The organism is Haloparvum alkalitolerans (assembly GCF_055381565.1).
In genome coordinates, this window is the sequence record NZ_AP043938.1 from 2,046,107 (window position 1) to 2,062,554 (window position 16,448).

General features: G+C 71.5%; 17 protein-coding genes and 1 other RNA gene. 7 read left to right on the forward strand and 11 right to left on the reverse strand.

Features of this window, described 5'->3' with window-relative positions:
• The first annotated feature begins 52 nt into the window (after positions 1 to 52).
• The 3 genes from ACZ432_RS12485 to ACZ432_RS12495 all read left to right on the forward strand — a co-directional run bounded on the left by ACZ432_RS12485 (position 53) and on the right by ACZ432_RS12495 (position 2,602).
• A complete protein-coding gene (locus ACZ432_RS12485) occupies positions 53 to 1,135 on the forward strand; it encodes an ABC transporter ATP-binding protein (protein WP_426962100.1) in 1,083 nt (360 codons plus the stop codon).
• A complete protein-coding gene (locus ACZ432_RS12490) occupies positions 1,132 to 1,887 on the forward strand; it encodes an ABC transporter permease (RefSeq protein ID WP_426962099.1) in 756 nt (251 codons plus the stop codon). The genes ACZ432_RS12485 and ACZ432_RS12490 overlap by 4 nt, the downstream gene beginning before the upstream one ends.
• 73 nt (positions 1,888 to 1,960) lie before the next feature.
• Complete coding sequence (locus tag ACZ432_RS12495) at positions 1,961 to 2,602, forward strand: bifunctional 4-hydroxy-2-oxoglutarate aldolase/2-dehydro-3-deoxy-phosphogluconate aldolase (RefSeq protein ID WP_426962098.1); 642 nt, start codon at positions 1,961 to 1,963, stop codon at positions 2,600 to 2,602.
• Positions 2,603 to 2,652: 50 nt separating this feature from the next.
• Here the strand turns inward: ACZ432_RS12495 and ACZ432_RS12500 are convergent, their stop codons facing one another.
• Positions 2,653 to 2,943, reverse strand: coding sequence for a DUF7111 family protein (locus tag ACZ432_RS12500; RefSeq protein ID WP_426962097.1), 291 nt, complete (start codon positions 2,941 to 2,943; stop codon positions 2,653 to 2,655).
• A gap of 123 nt (positions 2,944 to 3,066) precedes the next feature.
• Between ACZ432_RS12500 and ACZ432_RS12505 the strand changes: the two genes are divergently transcribed.
• Positions 3,067 to 3,429 carry a nucleoside triphosphate pyrophosphohydrolase gene (locus tag ACZ432_RS12505; protein WP_426962096.1) on the forward strand — a complete coding sequence of 121 codons (363 nt, stop codon included), beginning with the start codon at positions 3,067 to 3,069 and terminating at the stop codon, positions 3,427 to 3,429.
• A gap of 26 nt (positions 3,430 to 3,455) precedes the next feature.
• Here ACZ432_RS12505 and ACZ432_RS12510 read toward each other — a convergent pair whose 3' ends face one another.
• From ACZ432_RS12510 to ACZ432_RS12535, 6 genes are all read right to left on the reverse strand, one after another.
• A complete protein-coding gene (locus ACZ432_RS12510; RefSeq protein ID WP_426962095.1) occupies positions 3,456 to 3,743 on the reverse strand; it encodes a zinc ribbon domain-containing protein in 288 nt (95 codons plus the stop codon).
• A 74-nt stretch (positions 3,744 to 3,817) separates the two neighbouring features.
• Positions 3,818 to 4,759, reverse strand: coding sequence for a DNA adenine methylase (locus ACZ432_RS12515; RefSeq protein ID WP_426962094.1), 942 nt, complete (start codon positions 4,757 to 4,759; stop codon positions 3,818 to 3,820).
• Positions 4,760 to 4,828: 69 nt separating this feature from the next.
• Positions 4,829 to 5,356 (reverse strand): hypothetical protein, encoded by a 528-nt coding sequence (locus ACZ432_RS12520; protein ID WP_426962093.1) that lies wholly within the window; start codon positions 5,354 to 5,356, stop codon positions 4,829 to 4,831.
• 445 nt (positions 5,357 to 5,801) lie between these two features.
• Positions 5,802 to 6,114: signal recognition particle sRNA (ffs, locus tag ACZ432_RS12525), an RNA gene on the reverse strand.
• Between the two features lie 110 nt (positions 6,115 to 6,224).
• On the reverse strand, positions 6,225 to 6,641 hold the full coding sequence (locus ACZ432_RS12530; RefSeq protein ID WP_426962092.1) for a DUF7548 family protein: 417 nt from the start codon (positions 6,639 to 6,641) through the stop codon (positions 6,225 to 6,227).
• Positions 6,642 to 7,213: 572 nt separating this feature from the next.
• Positions 7,214 to 9,433 carry a S9 family peptidase gene (locus ACZ432_RS12535; protein WP_426962091.1) on the reverse strand — a complete coding sequence of 740 codons (2,220 nt, stop codon included), beginning with the start codon at positions 9,431 to 9,433 and terminating at the stop codon, positions 7,214 to 7,216.
• 160 nt (positions 9,434 to 9,593) lie between these two features.
• Between ACZ432_RS12535 and ACZ432_RS12540 the strand changes: the two genes are divergently transcribed.
• Both ACZ432_RS12540 and ACZ432_RS12545 read left to right on the forward strand, forming a co-directional pair.
• A complete protein-coding gene (locus ACZ432_RS12540; protein ID WP_426962090.1) occupies positions 9,594 to 10,022 on the forward strand; it encodes an EamA family transporter in 429 nt (142 codons plus the stop codon).
• A gap of 78 nt (positions 10,023 to 10,100) precedes the next feature.
• Positions 10,101 to 10,925 (forward strand): inositol monophosphatase family protein, encoded by an 825-nt coding sequence (locus tag ACZ432_RS12545; protein ID WP_426962089.1) that lies wholly within the window; start codon positions 10,101 to 10,103, stop codon positions 10,923 to 10,925.
• Positions 10,926 to 11,063: 138 nt separating this feature from the next.
• Here ACZ432_RS12545 and ACZ432_RS12550 read toward each other — a convergent pair whose 3' ends face one another.
• Positions 11,064 to 11,954, reverse strand: coding sequence for a DUF4349 domain-containing protein (locus ACZ432_RS12550; protein WP_426962088.1), 891 nt, complete (start codon positions 11,952 to 11,954; stop codon positions 11,064 to 11,066).
• Between the two features lie 220 nt (positions 11,955 to 12,174).
• Here ACZ432_RS12550 and ACZ432_RS12555 point away from each other — a divergent pair, with 220 nt between their 5' ends.
• Positions 12,175 to 12,891, forward strand: coding sequence for a YqjF family protein (locus ACZ432_RS12555; protein WP_426962087.1), 717 nt, complete (start codon positions 12,175 to 12,177; stop codon positions 12,889 to 12,891).
• Positions 12,892 to 12,923: 32 nt separating this feature from the next.
• Here the strand turns inward: ACZ432_RS12555 and ACZ432_RS12560 are convergent, their stop codons facing one another.
• The 3 genes from ACZ432_RS12560 to ACZ432_RS12570 form a co-directional block, all read right to left on the reverse strand.
• Positions 12,924 to 13,913: a response regulator gene (locus tag ACZ432_RS12560; protein ID WP_426962086.1), complete on the reverse strand. Its 990-nt coding sequence runs from the start codon at positions 13,911 to 13,913 to the stop codon at positions 12,924 to 12,926.
• Positions 13,914 to 14,050: 137 nt separating this feature from the next.
• On the reverse strand, positions 14,051 to 14,848 hold the full coding sequence (locus ACZ432_RS12565) for a universal stress protein (RefSeq protein ID WP_426962085.1): 798 nt from the start codon (positions 14,846 to 14,848) through the stop codon (positions 14,051 to 14,053).
• Position 14,849: 1 nt separating this feature from the next.
• On the reverse strand, positions 14,850 to 16,280 hold the full coding sequence (locus ACZ432_RS12570; protein WP_426962084.1) for an APC family permease: 1,431 nt from the start codon (positions 16,278 to 16,280) through the stop codon (positions 14,850 to 14,852).
• Positions 16,281 to 16,448: the final 168 nt, after the last annotated feature.

The window sequence follows — 16,448 nt, forward strand, 5'->3', positions numbered from 1 at the left end:
TTCCACGGCGCCGAAGAGCAACCCTTAGGCGCGCCGCGAGTCGAGTCGGCGTATGAACGAGACGGCGGCGGACGCGTCGGGGGCGACGGGGTCCGGTGGCGCGGCGGGGCCAGCGAGCGGGGACGAGGCCCTCGCCGCGCGCGGCGTCCGCAAGGCGTACGGCGAGACGGTCGCGCTCGACGGCGTCGACCTCTCCGTCGAGCGCGGCGAGGTGTTCGGCCTGATCGGGCCGAACGGGGCGGGCAAGACGACGCTCGTGCGCGCGCTGACGGGGACGACCGACGCGGAGGGCGAGGTCCGCGTGCTCGGCGCGGCGCCGGGCGGCGTCCACCCCGCCCGCGTGGGACTGCTCCCGCAGTCGTTCGACCCGCCCGAGCGGCTGACCGCGCGCGAACTCGTGGACTACTACGGCGGGCTCTACGACGACCCGCGGGACACCGAGGAAGTGCTCGCGGACGTGGGCCTCGCGGACGACGCTGACGCGTGGTACGAGACGCTCTCGGGCGGGCAAAAGCGGCGGACCTGCGTCGCGACCGCCCTCGTCAACGACCCTGAGGTCCTCTTTCTGGACGAGCCGACGACCGGCATCGACCCGGCGGGCCGCCGGAGTCTCCACGCGCTGATCGAGGCGCTCGCCGACGACGGCACGACCGTCTTCCTGACGAGCCACGCGATGGACGAGGTGGAGCGGCTCGCGGACCGCGTCGCCCTGATCCGGGACGGCGCGGTCGTCGCGACCGGAACGCCGGCCGGCCTGATCGCCGACCACGGCGGCGCGCCCCACCTCGACGTGGAACTCGCAGTCGACGGGGACCGCGAGGCGAGCGGTTCCCTCGACCCGGAGACCGCGGCCGAGCGCGTCCGCGAGCGGGGCGGTGACGACCGGGGACTGGCGGTCGAGACGACCGACCGCGGCCTCCGGTTCTCCGGCGTCGAGCCGGAGGGGATCGCAGCCGTGGTCGACGCGCTCGGGGACGCGGGCGTTCCCTTCGAGTCGCTGTCGTGGGCGGAGCCGACGCTCGAGGACGTCTACCTGGAGCTCACCGGCGAAGCGTACGCGCCGCGGGGGCGTGACGCGGGGCCGGGAGTATCGAGCGGCGACGGGACCGAGCCGACCGACGGAGGGGCGCGATGAGTCGCCTCGGGCGCGTGCGGGCGGAGGCGACCGCGGCCGCGCGGTCGTTCCTGCGCCGGCGGACGGCGGTGTTCTTCACGTTCTTCTTCCCGGTGATCCTCGTGGTCATCTTCGGCGCGCTGGTGCGGACCCAGCCCACCGGTGGCGGCCTGTTCGCGGAGCCGGCCGGCTACTACCTGCCGGGCTACCTCGCGGTCGTGGTGCTGTTCACGCCCCTGTCGCGCGTCGGCTCGGAGATCGCGCGCCACAGGGACGGCAACCGGTTCGAGAAGCTGTCGACGACCCCCCTGACGCGGACGGAGTGGCTGCTCGCGCACACGGTCGTCAACGTCGCCATCATCGGCGCGGCGAGCCTCCTGATCTTCGGGCTGGTGCTCGCCGTGACCGACGCCGCGGTGCGCGCGACGCCCGCGCTCGCCGTCCTCCCCGTCTTCGTCGTAGTCGGCGTGGCGACCTTCTGCGGGCTCGGGGCGCTGCTCGGCGCGGCCGCGGACTCGCAGGACGGGGTGATCGCCGCGAGCAACACGGTCGCGCTCCCGCTGTTGTTCCTCTCGGAGACGTTCGTCGCGCCGTCGATGCTGCCGGGCTGGTTCCTGCCGCTGGTGAACCTCTCGCCGCTGACCTACTTCGCGCGCGGCGTGCGGGCGATCACCTACGACGGTGGAGCGTGGCTCGGCGACCTCGCGGTGCTGTCCGCGCTCGCGGTCGCGCTGCTCGCGGCCGGCGCGCTGGCGCTTCCCCGGACCGACTGACCCACGACACCGACGACCCGCAGTTCTCTCCGTTCTCGCGGTTTTTAAGGCCCCGCTGGTCCTCGGTGCGCGTATGAACGAGACGCTCCAGCGGATCGAGGACTCCGGCGTCGTCGCCGTGTTGCGCGGCGTGCCCGCCGACCAGCTCATCGACATCGCGGACGCGCTGCGCGAGGGCGGCGTGACCGCCATCGAAGTGACCGCGGACACGCCGGGCGTCGTGGACCTGATCGACGAAGTGTCCTCGAGCTTCGCGGACGGCGAGACGACCATCGGCGCCGGCACCGTCATCGACGCGGAGACGGCCCGGAACGTCCAGCTCGCTGGCGCGGAGTTCGTCGTCTCGCCGAGCCTCCACGAGGACGTGATCGAGACGTGCAACCGCTACGGCACCGTCGTCGCGCCGGGCGTCATGACGCCGACCGAGGCGATCACCGCCTACGAGGCGGGCGCGGACTTCGTGAAGGTGTTCCCGGCCGCGACGGTCGGGCCGGGCCACGTCTCCGCGATCAAGGGCCCGCTCTCGCAGATCCCCATCATGCCGACCGGCGGCGTCGGGCTAGACAACGCGGGCGAGTTCGTCGATGCCGGCGCGTTCGCGGTCGGCGCGGGCTCCGCGCTCGTCGACTACGACGCCGCGGAGCGCGGCGACTTCGCGTCCATCACGGAAACCGCCCGGCAGTTCACCGAGACGGTCGCGGAGCACCGCGACTGAGCGGCGACTCGCGGGCCGGGTTTTTCTGAAAAACGGGCGGTCGCGAACCGCTACATCCCCATGTCGGCGGCCGCGTCGGGAACCGGGAGGTCGGCAGGCGCGACGCCCAGCAGTTCCGCGGCGTGGTCCAGCGCCATATCGAAGCCGTAGTAGCGCTCCAGCTCGTCGCCGTCCGCTGTCGGGCGCACCTTCAACATCGCGTACCCCTCGACGTTCTGTGCGACCGCCGCGGTCCGCCCGTCGCGCTCGAAGGCGAGCACGCGCTCGCCGTCGCGCACCTCGTAGCGTGCGGTGATCCCGTCCGCAGACGCCGTCGCGGTCTCGCTCTCGCTGTCGGCCATACCCGCCGTTCGGGCGTCGGGGTTTCGTAGCTGTCGGTCCCGGCGGCAGCCCACGCATCGAGAACCGTCTCCGACCCGCCGGTCCGCGCTACCCTTTTGTCCCCGCCGGCCGCGGTCGAGCGCATGACTGGCGAGGACGACGCCGCTGATCGCAGCGACGGCGAGGGAGCCCTCGAATACGACAAGCTCGTCCGGGACGATATCCCGCGTATCGTCCGGGAGGACGGCGACGTGCCCGAGACGCACGTCGCGGACGACGCGGAGCACGAACGGCGGCTGCGCGAGAAACTGGTCGAGGAGGCCGCGGAGTTCCGGGAGTCCGGGAACCCGGCCGAACTCGGCGACGTGCTCGACGTGCTCGACGCGGTGCTGGCGAACGCCGACTACGACCGCGAACGAATCGAGAACCTCCGGGCGGAGAAGTCCGCGGCGCGCGGCGGCTTCGAGGACCGGATCGTGCTCGACCAGGTGCGCGAGCGCGAGTAACCGCGGGGACTCGGGGGCGCGCCGCGCTACCGCGCTCGGCGCGACCGCTGTGCCTGCGCGTCGATGTAGGAGGTGTAGCCGCCGAAGACGAGGCCGATGCCGACGAGGACGCCGGCGAAGCCGGCCCAGCGGACCAGCCCGACGGTGAACGCCGCGACCGGGAACCCCACGAGGATCGCGAAGACGCCGAGGACCGCGAGCAGGGCCGCGAGCAGCGGCGACGGCTGAAGCTCGCCGCAGTGCGGGCAGATCCGCGCGTCCGCGCTGATCGCCTCCTCGCAGTTGATACAGACGACGGTCGAGCCTCGTGACACGGCCGCCGGTTCGAGCCGGTTCGCCTTACCGGTTGCCGTCTCGGCCGGCGGTGGAGGGTCCAGGTCGTCCGGTCTCAGAACTCGTCCAGCGTCGCGGTGCCGTGCTGTTGCCGGTCTTCGGGCGCGACCGTCGTCGCGATCACCTCGTCGACCTCCCCGCGGCTCTCGGCGTCACTGTTTATCGCTCGCGTGGCACCCTCACGCGTGACGTGGAGCCCCGCGTCGTCGTAGGTGTCGTACATGACCCCGCTGTTGGAGAGGATCGCGTGGACGCCGCGGTCGCGGAGGGCGAGGACGGTCTCGAGAAGCGCGCGCTGGTCCTCGCGGTCGAAGCCGCCGGCGCTGTACTCGGCGAAGTCCGCGGTCGGGCTCATCGGCTCGTAGGGCGGGTCGAAGTAGACCAGATCGCCCGGTTCGGCGGCGTCGAGCACGTAGTCGTACTCGCCCGCACGGAGCGCGTCGTCGGGCAGGCGGGAGAGGACGCGGCTCGCGGCGCGGACCTCGTCGGCGCGGACCCAATCGGGATTGGCGTAGCGCCCGATGGGCACGTTGAACTCGCCGTCGCTGTTCTCGCGATAGAGTCCGTTGAAGCAGGTTCGGTTGAGGTAGAGCAGTCGCGCGGCCTCGTCGAGGGGATCGAAGGGCTCGCCGTTCGGGCGGCGGTTAAAGAGCGCGCGCTGCTGGTAGTAGTACGCCTCGACGGGCTTGTCGGAGCGGTCCGTCTCCGCGAACGGCAGGTCCGGGTCGGGGTCGCTCTCGGGGTCGTCGAACGCGCGGCAGCGCTCGATCAGGTCCTCGGACCGGTCGCGGACCTGGACGTAGAAGTTGTGGAGCCGGACGTTGCGGTCGTTGACGGTGCCGCGGCGGGGCTCGTGGTCGAAGAAGAGCGCGCCGCTCCCCAGGAACGGCTCGTGGTAGGCGTGCTCCGCGGGGTCGTAGGCGGCGGGGAACCGCGCGTACAGCTCGTCGAGCAGTTGGCGCTTCCCGCCTGCCCACTTGAGGATCGGCGTCGCCATCGGCTACCGGAGCGAAGCGCGCGCGGGCACAAAAAGGGGTCGTCCGCGGTCGGTCGGCCTCGCGCCGAACTACTCGGCGTCCTCGATGACGACGGTCCCGTTCGCGCGCTGCTCGTCGTTGACGTGCACCTCGACGGCGTACTCCCCGGCCTCCTCGGGGTTGTCGACGGCGGGATAGCCGAGCACGACGGTGTCGCCTTCCTTGAGGGTGTAGTCGGTGTCGAGCGTCACGTCGTAGGAGAACTCGTTGGTGTTGACGCCGCTGACGTGCGTCTCGTTGAACCCGCGGTCGAGGTCGCCGTCGCCGTCGGTGTCGACGCCGATCAGGATGGCGTCGTGAGCGGCCTCGTCGACGTTGAACCGGTCGCGGGGGTAGGTGGCGCCGACCGAGGTGAGTTCGTCGCCGGCGACGCTCTCGTTCACGGTCAGCCGGAGCGTCTGGTTGACGCCGGTCGCGTTCGCCTCGTCGTTCGCGACCGAGACTTCCTCGTCGGGGACCGCGGTGCCCTCGCCGGCGTCGCCGGCACCCGGCAGCCCGGCACAGCCGGCCAGCGCGACTATCGACACGAGCGCGAGTACGGTCAGGAGTCGTCTCACACTCGGGCGTGTGGCCCGACACCGGAAAGGCTGATGCCATAGAAATTTCCGTCACGGTCCGGTAGCGGATCGGCTCCAGCCACACATCGACACCCGGTATTTTTCATGTCACGGTACGGTCGCGGTGCGGTGCTGATGCGGTCGCGGTGCGGTGCTGATGCGGCCGCGGTGCGGTGCTGATGCGGTCGCGGTGCGGTTGCGGCCGCGGTGCGGTGCTGATGCGGTCGCGGTGCGGTTGCGGCCGCGGTGCGGTGCTGATGCGGTCGCGGTGCGGTTGCGGCCGCGGTGCGGTTATGTATTGAGGTCGTGGTACCGCGGCGGCGCGAGGGCGCGGAGCGCCCGGAGCGCCGCCCGCGGCCCCTTTTTGATCGACATTTTTCAAGGGCGGGTGAGCGCGCCGCTCCGCGGCGCGTGAACCCAACCGCAGAAAAAGGTCGTTATGAATGGATGGACGGACCGGGATAGCCCGGCGTTCCGACGCGGGGAATCCCGGTTGCCTCCTCCACCCCGCGACCCGACGAGCGACTGGCGTCCGGAGGTGGGCTGCTCGCTTCCGCGCCTGACCCATTGTCTCCGCCGAACCGCGACGGACCGCTCCTGCGAGCGGGCGCCACGGACCGCTGTCCCCGTCGGACGAGGCTTCCACGTTGGCTCCCGGGGCCCGTGCCGGTCTGACCGGACACCCCCGGCGTTCGGTCCCCGCTGAAGACTACCTCACGGGCGAGGGGCGGGGCCTAACCGCCCGACCTAGTCCACTCCACCGTAGACCAGTGCCCCATAAGGGCCTTTCGCTCCGCGGGTCGCGGGAGGGCGTGGGATCGGTGGCGGTTCGTTCGCGGTGGTCGGTCCGAAGTCGTGGGGAGTCCCGCTACTCCACGACCGCGCTCGCGTACGCCGCGGCCGCCGCGGCCGGCAGGACCGCGAGCGCGGTGGTCAGGGGCGCGTGCCACTCCAGCCAGCGGTACTGCTGCGGGAAGCTGAAGAGGACGGTCTCGTCGATGGCGAGCCACCACGCGGCCGCGAGGGCGAGCGTCCCGGCGCCGAGCGCGACCAGCCCGCCGGCCATCGTCACGCGGTCGACGTTGCCCCGCTCCGCGGAGGCGAACGCGACGGCGCCCACCAGTCCGAACAGCGCGATCCCGACCGCGCCAGTCGGTCCGGCCGCGTAGTAGGCGTTCAGCAGTTCCGCCCGCACGTCGACCAGCACGAACGGCAGCGCGAGGACCAACACCGTCAACAGCGACGCGACGGCGCCGACCGGGGGCGCGACCTTCCGGAGGTTCATGGACGGGGGTTGGGGCGTGGGTGCGTTAAAAAGGGCGATCCGAACCGAGATCGGGATCTGGAGGCCGCTGGCTCGGGTCGGGTACGCGGGCGTACTGCTGTGACTGATGCGAACGTGCGGAAAGCCCTCGACCGCTCGCTATACGATGGTTCTGTCTCAGTCAAGCGTTCTGCTGCGTTCACCGCGAACATCCAGAAAGCCCTCGACCGCTCGCGGACGCTCAGCGACATACCGGCGCCTCTCCGCAACACCCGGCGCCGATAGGGGTCGGCTGAGCGGCCGCGACCGGCCTCGCCCTTTCAGTCCGCCAGGGCGTGGATTGCGGAGTCGGTTGTCGCGGCCGGTTGCTCGGTGCGTCTCTGGTCCGGCTGTCGAGTCAAGCGTGGCCTCTCGCCTCCGCAGCCTCGCCGGTGGCGCGGCCGCGGAACCGCACAGCACCACAGCGCGGCCGCGCCACCGCCTCCCTCGCGCGGTCGCGGCGACGCGCTCCGCGGTCGCCGCGGCGCGCGCCGAGCGTGGGACAGCCGGTCTACCGGTCTCGTTTTTCTGAAAGCGGTTCGTGCGTCCCCGGGCTATTCCTCGTCGCTCTCGGGGTCGCTCTCGGTCGCGGGATCGTGCGTCTCGTACCACTCGGTGACCGCCTCGAGGCGGTGGATCGCGCGGTCGGGGTCGCCGACGTTGTGGTGCTCCTCGGGGTAGACGATCAGCTTCGCGTCGACGCCCGCCTTCTGGGCGGCCATGTAGAACTGCTCGGACTGCGAGGGCGGGCAGCGCCAGTCCTGCCCGCCGGCGGTGATCAGGACCGGCGTGTCGATGTTCCCGGCGTCGAGGATGGCCGAGGAGGCGTCGATGGCTTCCGGGTTCTCCCACGGCAGGCCGTACTCCGCCTCCATCCAGTTGTGGGAGTCGTCCGTCCCGAACGCCGACCGCAGGTCGTAGATGCCGTGCTCGGGCGCGGCGGCCGCGAAGAGGTCCGGCTCCTGCGTGACGATGAACCCCTGCGTGATCCCGCCGTAGGAGAAGCCGTAGCCGAAGATCCGGTCCCCGTCGGCCCACCCGCGCTCGACGAGCGAGCGCGCGCCCGCGACCACGTCCGCGACCTCGACCGTGCCCCACTGGCCGCGGAGCGTCTCCGCGAACTCCCGGCCCCGAGAACTTCCACCGCGGTAGTTCGGTCGGAAGACGAGGTACCCCCGGCTCGTCAGCGCCGCGTGCGCGAACGAGAAGACCGGCTCGTCGTAGGAGATGGGGCCGCCGTGGATGGCAACGGCGAGGGGGTGGTCGCCCGCCTCGGGGTCCACGTCCGGGTCGTGATACAGCACGCCGTCGAGGTCCCAGCCGTCCGACTCCCACTCGACGCGCTCGACCTCCGGCATGGAGAACTCCGCGATCAGGTCGTCGTTGACCCCCGAGAGGCGCGTGATCGACCCCGGCTCTTCGGGGAACCCCTCGGGGTCGTCCGCGGGATGGTGCGGCTCGGCCGCGGGCGCGTCGTCCAGGTCGGCCACGTCGACCGCGTACACGTCCGCTCCCTCGCCCGGGTGCGAGAGGACGAACGCCGCGGTCGAGCCGTCCGCGGAGACGTCGAGCGCGGAGACCGCGCGCAGGTTCCCCTGCGCCTCGAACACGCGGTCGACCGCCTTTTCGGCCGGGTCCGCCCGCACGAGCCGCGTCCGAGAGTGGTCCGCGATCAGGGTGTACACCGCGCCGTCGACCCAGTGGACGCCGCCCCCGCGAGCGACGGTCCGGTCCAGGTCCTCGGTGATCGACGCGAACGACCCCGCGCCCTCGGCGTCCGCGGCGCCGGGGTCGCCAGCGGGCTGCTCCTTGCCCGGCTCGCCGACGTAGACCTGCGTCGGGAGACACCAGTTGTCGGGGACGCTGGCGACGAACCCGAGCGTCCCGTCGCTGCGCCACCGCGGGCCGGCACACGACAGCGTCCCGTCGGTCTGTCTGACCGCCTCGGCGTCGGCCTCGGGGCGGATCGTGTACACGTCCCGCGCGCTCGTGTCGTCGGGGTCCTCGCCGCGGTAGGCGGTGAAGGCGATTCGCCCCGCCTCGCCCCAGTGGGGGTTCATGCCGGAGAGGTCCTGCTGGGCGCCGCCGCCGTAGCCGTCCTCCAGTCTGATCTCCTCGCCCGTCTCGGCGTCGACGACGAACAGGTACGTCGTCACGTCGTCCGTCCAGCCCACCCCGTCGAGTTTGTGCTGCATCCGGGTCGTCTCGACCGGGCCGCCGTCGCGCACCTGGTCGAGGTAGTCGGACTCCTCGTCGGTGGGGTCGCGCGCCGCGACGACCAGCCGGTCGCCCTCCGGACCCCAGTCGAACTCCGAGACGCCCTCCTCGCGGTCGGTCACCTGCCGGGCGTCGCCGCCGAGCGCGAGGTCGAAGACCCACACCTGCGACTTCGGTTCGTCGTCGGCGTTCTCGGGTTCGGCGGCGTCCTCCCCGTTCGTCTCCTCAGCGTCCGCCTCGTCTGCCTCGTCAGCATTCTCGTCCGTCGCGCGGTCCTGCCACCCGACGCGCCGCGCGTCGTCCTCCTCGCGGGCGGCGGTGAACGCGAGCCGCTCCCCGTCGGGCGACCACGCCGGGCTTCCGGCGTCCGACGCGCGCGAGAGGCGGTGCGGGTCGCGGGAGCCGTCCCGCGGGACGACGAACAGCGAGGTGACCGACTCGTCCTCGCTCTGGTCGTACTCGGTGGCCGTAAAGGCGACGCGGTCGCCGGACGGCGAGACGGCGACCTCGCCGACCTGCGTCAGGTCGTAGTAGGCGTCGAGCGGCAGTTCCGTCATGCAGTGACCGAAACGGGGGCTTCGGATATACGTTGGCCAACCGGAACGCCGCGGCGGGTCCGACCGCCGTCGCCGGCGGTGTGCGGGCGTCGACCGCGCACCTCCGGCGGTACGGGCCGCGGACGAAGCGGCTTAACCGACCCGCGCCGAAGCGGTCGTCATGCAGAGTTACCTCCCCTACTCGCTTTTGGCGCTCGGGGCGTACGCGCTCGTCGCGCCGCTGATGCGCTTTGCGACCTCCGGACAGAACGCGGTTCCGAGCGACGTGGCGGCCGCGATCTCGAACCTCGTGCTGGTGGCGGCCGCGCTCGGCGTCGTCGCCGCGACCGGACAGCAGGTGACGCCGCACCTCTCCGGGCCGAAGACGCCGTACGTGCTCGCGGCCGGGCTCTGTCTGGCGGTGGGGATCCTCGCCTACTACCGGGCGCTCGCGCTCGGTCCGGTGAGCGTCGTCACGCCGATCTTCGCCACCTTCCTCGTGTTCAGCTCCGTCATCGGGGTCGCCGCGCTCGGGGAGTCCCTCACCGCGAAGAAGGCGGCCGGCATCCTGTTCGCGACGCTCGGCGTCTATCTCGTCGCGACGAGCTGATCGCCCGCGTTCGGAGAGACCGCCGCACCGCCGCCGGAAACCGAACCGCGTTTTACGCCCGACGCCGACGCGGCGTCCATGAGCGTCCCCCTCGACGACCTCGCGACGGTCGCGGCCCGCGCGGCGCGGGCCGGCGGCGACCTGCTCGCGTCCCGGTTCCGCGACGGCCGCGTTCCCGGCGAGTACAAGGCCGACGACGTGAAGACCGACGCCGACGTGGCCGCCGAGGAGCGCGTCCTCGCGGTGCTCGAGGACGCGTATCCGACCCACGCCACGCACGGCGAGGAGTCGGGCCGTCGGGGCGACGGCGAGTACGTCTGGGTCGTCGACCCCCTCGACGGGACCAACAACTTCGCGGCCGGCTTCCCGTCGTTCGCGACCGCGGTCTGCTGTCTGTGCGACGACGAACCGGTCGCCGGCGCCGTCTACGAACCCCTCCCCGATTCCCTGTTCCGAGCCACGCGCGGCGGCGGTGGGACCGTTGCCCCCGCCGCCGTCGCGACCGACCCGGACCGGCCCGGAGCGGGGACGCCCCTGTCGGCCGACAGCGACGTCCCGCTCGACAGCGGGACGGTCTCACTCGTGATCGGGCTCCCCGCGATCCGCGACGCCGAGCGGAGCGCGCGGGCGGACGCGCTCGCGTCCGCGCTCGACGCGGAGTGCAAGCGCGTCCTCCAGTCGTGGTCCCCCTGCGTCGACTGGGGGATGCTCGCGAGCGGCGGCTCCGAGGCGGTCGTCTGCTACCACCCCGACCCCTTCGAGCAGTACGTCGGCTCGCTGCTGGCCGAGGAGAGCGACGCCGCGGTCCGGGCGGACGACGACGCGGGACTGTACGTGGCCGCGGCCGACGAGACGGCCGCCGACCGTCTCGCGGCCGTGGCCCGAGAAACGATCGCGCAGTAGCGATCGCGGAGTAGCGATCCGGAAGGGACGGTACCGACACGGCCGACAGAAAAGCGCCGTCCGAACAGTCGACAGAAAAAGCGCCATCCGAACAGTCGACAGAAATTTCGCTCGGAACGCGGAGTCGTCCCGCGACCGTCACTCCCCGCGCCGCTGGACCAACTTCGCGACGGCGACCACGCCGACGACGACGGGCGTCCCGAACGCGAGCAGGTACGGGGCGACGTAGGCGGCTCCGACGGCGATCGCCCGCAGCGCGGTTCCGACGCCGTCCACGGAGGTGAGGAACGCGGCGGCGACGCCGGTGTCGTACCACGCCTCGGGCTCGGTCGAGTCGCCTTCAGGGCGATCCTCCACGATGTGGACCGTGATGGTGGCGTACGCGACGCGGTCCTCAAGCTGACGCTGTTGGGCCTCGAGGCGCTCGATCTCCTCTTGAACCCGGGAGAGCTCCGACTGCACCGCGAGCACGTCCTCGGTCTCGTTGGCCCCCTCGTACAGCTCGCGAAGGCGGTCGCGCTCGGCGCGGAGGTTCGTCAACCGAGCCTCGACGTCGACCAGCTGGTCGGTCACGTCCTCGGTGTTCGTCGAGGAGTCCTCGACCTCGCCGACCGCGGTGGCGTCCGCGAACGCGTCGTCGAACGACTCGGTGGGGACGCGGAACCGCACCGTGCCGCGGGTCCACGTCTCGTTCCCGATCTCGCGCGAGCGCTGCTCGGTGTCGCTGACGTACCCGTCGTACGACGCCGCGATCGACCGGACCTCGTCGCTCGCGTCGCCGAAGCTCTCGACGTGTATCGTCGCCTCGCCGGTCCGGATCAGCTGCCTGTCGGCGACCGCGTACGCGGACCCGTCCTCGGCCGACCGGGCGTCGTCACTCCCCGCCTCCTGAGGCGCGTCTCCGCCGGCGTCCATCTCCGCGCCCCCGTCGCCGCCCGAGGGGGCGGCGTCGTTCCCGGCCCCGGCACAGCCCGCGGTCACGAGCAGCAGCGCCACCGCGACCGCGACCACCGCGCGTTGTCGGCTCATGGCTCCGAGAACGCGCCCCGCTGTGGTAAAGTATCGCAAAGCACAAACGACCGTTTGTGTCTCGCGGCGCCGGACCGCGCGTCGTGCCGGGCACCGGACCGACCGTCGCCCGAACCGACCGTCGACTGCACCGACCGTCGACGGCACCGACCGTCTCCCACGCCGGCCTGTGGGTCCCGCCGCCACCGGACCTTTGCCCGAGGAGGACGGATCGACGGCCATGACCGACCGTCACCTGCTGGAGATGGAGTGGCGCGACGCGCTGTTCCTCCACTGGCCCGTCAGCCCGGAGACGGTCGCGGCCCGGCTCCCGGAGGGGCTCTCGGTCGCGACGCACGACGGGGACGCCTACCTCGGGGTCGTTCCGTTCGTGATGGCCGACATCGGGCTCCGGGGGATCCCCTTCGGCCTCTCGTTTCCGGAGGTGAACCTCCGCACGTACGTCGACGGACCGCGCGGTCGCGGCGTCTACTTCTTCAACCTCGACGCGGCCGACCCGATCGGGGTACACGTCGCGCGCCGACTGTTCGCCCTGCCGTACTACCGCGCGGAGATGGAGGTGACGACGGAGGGCGACCGCGACCGCCCGGTCGCGACCGACCGCCGCGTGACGTTTACCAGCCACCGCACGCACCGCGGCGCGGACCCGGCCCACGTCGACCTCGCGTACGGCCCCGCGGGCGAGGCGTTCGAGGCGGACCCCGGGTCACTGGCGGCGTTCCTCGTGGAGAACTACCGCTTCTACGCCGAGGGGCGGCGCCTCTACTGCGGGGAGATCGATCACGGACCGTGGCCGCTCCACGAAGCGGACGCGACCGTCCGGACGAACACGCTCTTCGAGACCAACGGGTTCGAGGAACCGGAGGGGGCGCCGATCGCGCACTACAGTCCCGCTGTCGACGTGACCGCCGAACGGATCCGGCGGGTCGAGTTCTGAACCTCGGCGGGTCGAGTTCTGAATCCCGCGGGTCACTCCGCGTCGCGCTCGGCGACCGCGGGACCGTGGCGCCCCACGTCCATGATGAATCCCTCCAGCGCGACGACCGCGTCGTCCTCGTACACCGGTTGCCCGTGCTCGTAGACGCGGACGACCTCGCCGTCGGCCCGCCGGAGGCGGTAGGTCAACTCGAAGGCCTCCTCGCGCTCGAGCGCGGTGGCGACCGTCTCGTCGACCAACCGCTCGTCCGCGTCGAGGATCAGGTCGCCGAGTGCCACCTCGCCCTCGACGAGCGCCGCGGGGTCGTGGCCGAGCACCGCCTCCACCTCGCCCCCGAGGAAGGCCATCTGCCACGGCTCCGTGGGCTCGCAGCGATAGGCCACCCCGGGGAGGTTCGAGACCAGCCGCGAGAGCCGTCGCCGGTTCTCCGCGACCGCCTCTCGCGCTCGCAACTGCTCGACGGCGTTCCTGATCCGGTTGGCCAGCACCTCGTACCGCTCGATCCCCGGCCCCTTCCGCAGGTAGTCCGTCACCCCCGCCGACACGGCCTCGCTGGCGATCTCCTCGCTCCCCTTTCCGGTGAACAGGATGAAGGGCATCTCGGGGTGCCGCGATCGGACCGCGTCGAGAAAGGCGAGCCCGTCCCGCTCGGGCATGTCGAAGTCCGAGACGACGCAGTCGACATCGTCGAGGCGCTCGAGCGCCGCGTCCGTGTCCGTCGCCGTCTCCACGCTGAGGGGTTCGTGTCGACCCAGAAACTCGCTCGCGAGGTCCAGAAACGCGTCGTCGTCGTCGACGTGGAGCACCGTGATCGGGGCTTCCGAGAGCGGCTCTCCGGCGTTCGAGAACACCACGCCGCGGTCGTCGATGGGGACGGTCGCCGCGGCGCCGTCCGCCCGGGCGAGGCTGTCGGCCCTCGGAACGGGCCCGCGCAGTCCCTCCGCGCGTTCCCCTTCCGATACGCCGGACCCACCGCCGTCGTCGGTGTCCTCATCGGCGGCCCGAACGCCATGTGTGCCCATACGTTCGCCATTTTCACCGCCGAAGATAAATGTACCGCGGGGAAGGTGGTTCCGACCGCCAGGGCGGGGCCCTCGTGCGATTCCTCCACGACCGTCGAAGGGACGCGGAGTCGGTAGGTTCGAGCCGTTCGCGGCCGCTACTCACCGACGTCGCCGACGACGAACACCGGGCCGAGCGACTCGTCCGCGATCTGTTCGTGGAGTTCCCCGAAGATCAGCGAGCGCCAGTCCGGCTCACGTTTGCCCATCACGACCGCGTCGTGAGCGATGGCTACCCTGATGATGGCGCGTGTCGGCGTGTCCGTCACCTCCGCCCGTTCTGTGATCGCATCGGCCGGGACGCCGAGGTCGGTGAGCGTCGCGGCGGCGAGGTCAACGAGCTCCGCGGCCGCGGCTGCCGCGGCATCCTCTCCTTCTCCCGTGGCCGCGTACAGGGTCACGTCGATATCGCGGTCGCCGCGGAGCCGTGCCACGAAGCGGGCGATGCGCGCCGCGTCGACGTCGCCCCGGAGCGGAACGAGCACGGAGTCGACCGAAGCGATCGGCCGTGGGAGGAGAAACGCCGTGGCGCCCGTCTCCGCCAGCACGCGGTCGACCGTTTGCTCGCGGTCGTGCGTGAAGACGAGACGGGTTTCCGCCTCGCCGCCGGCGTTCGCGAACGTCTCCGCGACCTCCGAGAGGGACTTTTGCGCCTGCTCTTCGTACTGCTGTCGCATCATGTCGGGCGGCGTCTGCTCAGGGACGACGTGGTACCCAAGGAGGATCACGTCGGTCGTGGAGAGCAGCTCCGGCAGCCCGCCGGGGACGCCCTGCCCTTCCAGAATCGGAAGCGGGATCAGGACGCGCTCACGGCCGCCGCCGTCGGTCAGGACGCAGTTCGTCGTCATGTCGGGACGCGGGGGCGCTCCCGTGCCGATCGGTGTTCTGTCGGTCATTTCAGAGTGCTCCTTTGAGGGTCACGTCGCGCGCGTAGTAGAAGTACCATCCGACGGCACCGACCATGATGGCGATCCCGACGAGCTGTGAGAGCGGCTGCATAAAGACGATGAGTCCGAAGCTCGCGGCCGCCCCGACCAGCGGGATGGCCGGTCCCCCGGGAACGACGAAGTCCGGGTCGTACCACGCCGGCGGGTTCCGGCGAAGCAGGATGAGCGCCACACAAATGAGCCCGTACATGACGAGGTGGAGGAACGAGGCGACTTCCGCGAGCAGTTCGACCTCGCCGACCGCGATCAGGACGAGGATCGGCCCGCCGGCCATGCCGAGCGCGACGTGTGGCGTGCCGTATCTGAGGTTGACCCGGCTGGCCCACTGCGGCAGGATCGCGTCGCGCGAGGTGGCGTACACCGCACGCGAGGTCGAGAGGATGGAGGCGTTGGCCGAGGAGACCGTCGCGAGCAGCCCGGCGAGCAGGATGACGATGGCGCCGGGTGCCCCGAAGAAGTACCGGGCCACCTCGACCATCGCGGTCTCGCCGAACTGCGACAGCGCGGCGCTCCCGAAGGCACTCGTCGCGACGAAGATGGTCGCGACGTACATCGCGCCGACGATCAGCACGGAGCCGACCATCGCCAGCGGGAGGTTCCGACCGGGGTCTTTGATCTCGCCGGCGACGGTCGCTACCTGCGCGAACCCGAGGTAGCTGGTGAACACCAGCGCCGCCGTAGTGAGAACGGGCGTGTATCCGAAGGGCGCGAACGTTTCGGGGGCGGACGGCTCGCCGACCAGTCCGACCGCATCGGCGCCGCCGTACAGCAGGAAGGCCACGAGGATCCCGAGCAGAAGGCCGACGACGTAGTTCTGAAGCGCCGCGGCGTTCTCGGTCCCGGTAACGTTGAGGACGGTGAACGCCACGCCGAAGACCAGCGCGAGCGGGACGACGAGTTCGGGTCGCGGTGCGCCGACTTCCGCGAGCACGGCGACGGCGTACTCGCCGAAGCCCACCAGGTAGAACGCGGACGCGAAGACAAGTCCGAGCCACAGTGAGACCCCGACGACGGCACCGAACGCGGTCCCCATGGCGCGGGAGATGAAGTAGTAGCCGCCGCCGGACCGCGGCATCGCGGTCGCCAACTCGGAGGCGGGAAGTGCGACCAACAGCGCGACGACCGCACCGAGCGCGAACGACGCCGCAGCCGCCGGGCCGGCCTCCCCGGCGGCGATCCCGGGAAAGACGAAGATGCCGGCCCCGATCATCGTCCCGACGCCGATGGCGAGGCCGCCCCGCAGCCCGATCGTCCGTTCCAGTTCGACGTCGCCCTCGTGGACCGTCGTTTCCTCGGTCGTCTCGACCGGTGTGTCGGTTCTCGGCGATTCTCCCTCCCTGTTGGCCCCGCCGAGGGCGGCGTCCGGCGACGCGTCGGTCACGAGTGATACCCCCGAACGACCCCGCGCCACGTCGCGGTGGTGGCTTCGCTCGTGGCCATACGGGTCGAGTCACCGCCGACGCCACTTATGTCTGCGGGCCGACGTGTCCTCGGCGGCTCCGAAGGAGCGGGCGCGAGAACGGCCGTCGGCGAATCGAGGTGTGCCGGT

Excerpts from the sequence above, each read along its gene's own strand:
- ACZ432_RS12490 (WP_426962099.1), top strand. The coding sequence starts at position 1,132 with ATGAGTCGCCTCGGGCGCGTGCGGGCGGAGGCGACCGCGGCCGCGCGG.
- ACZ432_RS12535 (WP_426962091.1), bottom strand. The coding sequence starts at position 9,433 with ATGACGGAACTGCCGCTCGACGCCTACTACGACCTGACGCAGGTCGGC.
- ACZ432_RS12495 (WP_426962098.1), top strand. The coding sequence starts at position 1,961 with ATGAACGAGACGCTCCAGCGGATCGAGGACTCCGGCGTCGTCGCCGTG.
- ACZ432_RS12500 (WP_426962097.1), bottom strand. The coding sequence starts at position 2,943 with ATGGCCGACAGCGAGAGCGAGACCGCGACGGCGTCTGCGGACGGGATC.
- ACZ432_RS12485 (WP_426962100.1), top strand. The coding sequence starts at position 53 with ATGAACGAGACGGCGGCGGACGCGTCGGGGGCGACGGGGTCCGGTGGC.
- ACZ432_RS12560 (WP_426962086.1), bottom strand. The coding sequence starts at position 13,913 with ATGGGCACACATGGCGTTCGGGCCGCCGATGAGGACACCGACGACGGC.
- ACZ432_RS12555 (WP_426962087.1), top strand. The coding sequence starts at position 12,175 with ATGACCGACCGTCACCTGCTGGAGATGGAGTGGCGCGACGCGCTGTTC.
- ACZ432_RS12550 (WP_426962088.1), bottom strand. The coding sequence starts at position 11,954 with ATGAGCCGACAACGCGCGGTGGTCGCGGTCGCGGTGGCGCTGCTGCTC.
- ACZ432_RS12530 (WP_426962092.1), bottom strand. The coding sequence starts at position 6,641 with ATGAACCTCCGGAAGGTCGCGCCCCCGGTCGGCGCCGTCGCGTCGCTG.
- ACZ432_RS12565 (WP_426962085.1), bottom strand. The coding sequence starts at position 14,848 with ATGACCGACAGAACACCGATCGGCACGGGAGCGCCCCCGCGTCCCGAC.
- ACZ432_RS12540 (WP_426962090.1), top strand. The coding sequence starts at position 9,594 with ATGCAGAGTTACCTCCCCTACTCGCTTTTGGCGCTCGGGGCGTACGCG.
- ACZ432_RS12515 (WP_426962094.1), bottom strand. The coding sequence starts at position 4,759 with ATGGCGACGCCGATCCTCAAGTGGGCAGGCGGGAAGCGCCAACTGCTC.
- ACZ432_RS12505 (WP_426962096.1), top strand. The coding sequence starts at position 3,067 with ATGACTGGCGAGGACGACGCCGCTGATCGCAGCGACGGCGAGGGAGCC.
- ACZ432_RS12545 (WP_426962089.1), top strand. The coding sequence starts at position 10,101 with ATGAGCGTCCCCCTCGACGACCTCGCGACGGTCGCGGCCCGCGCGGCG.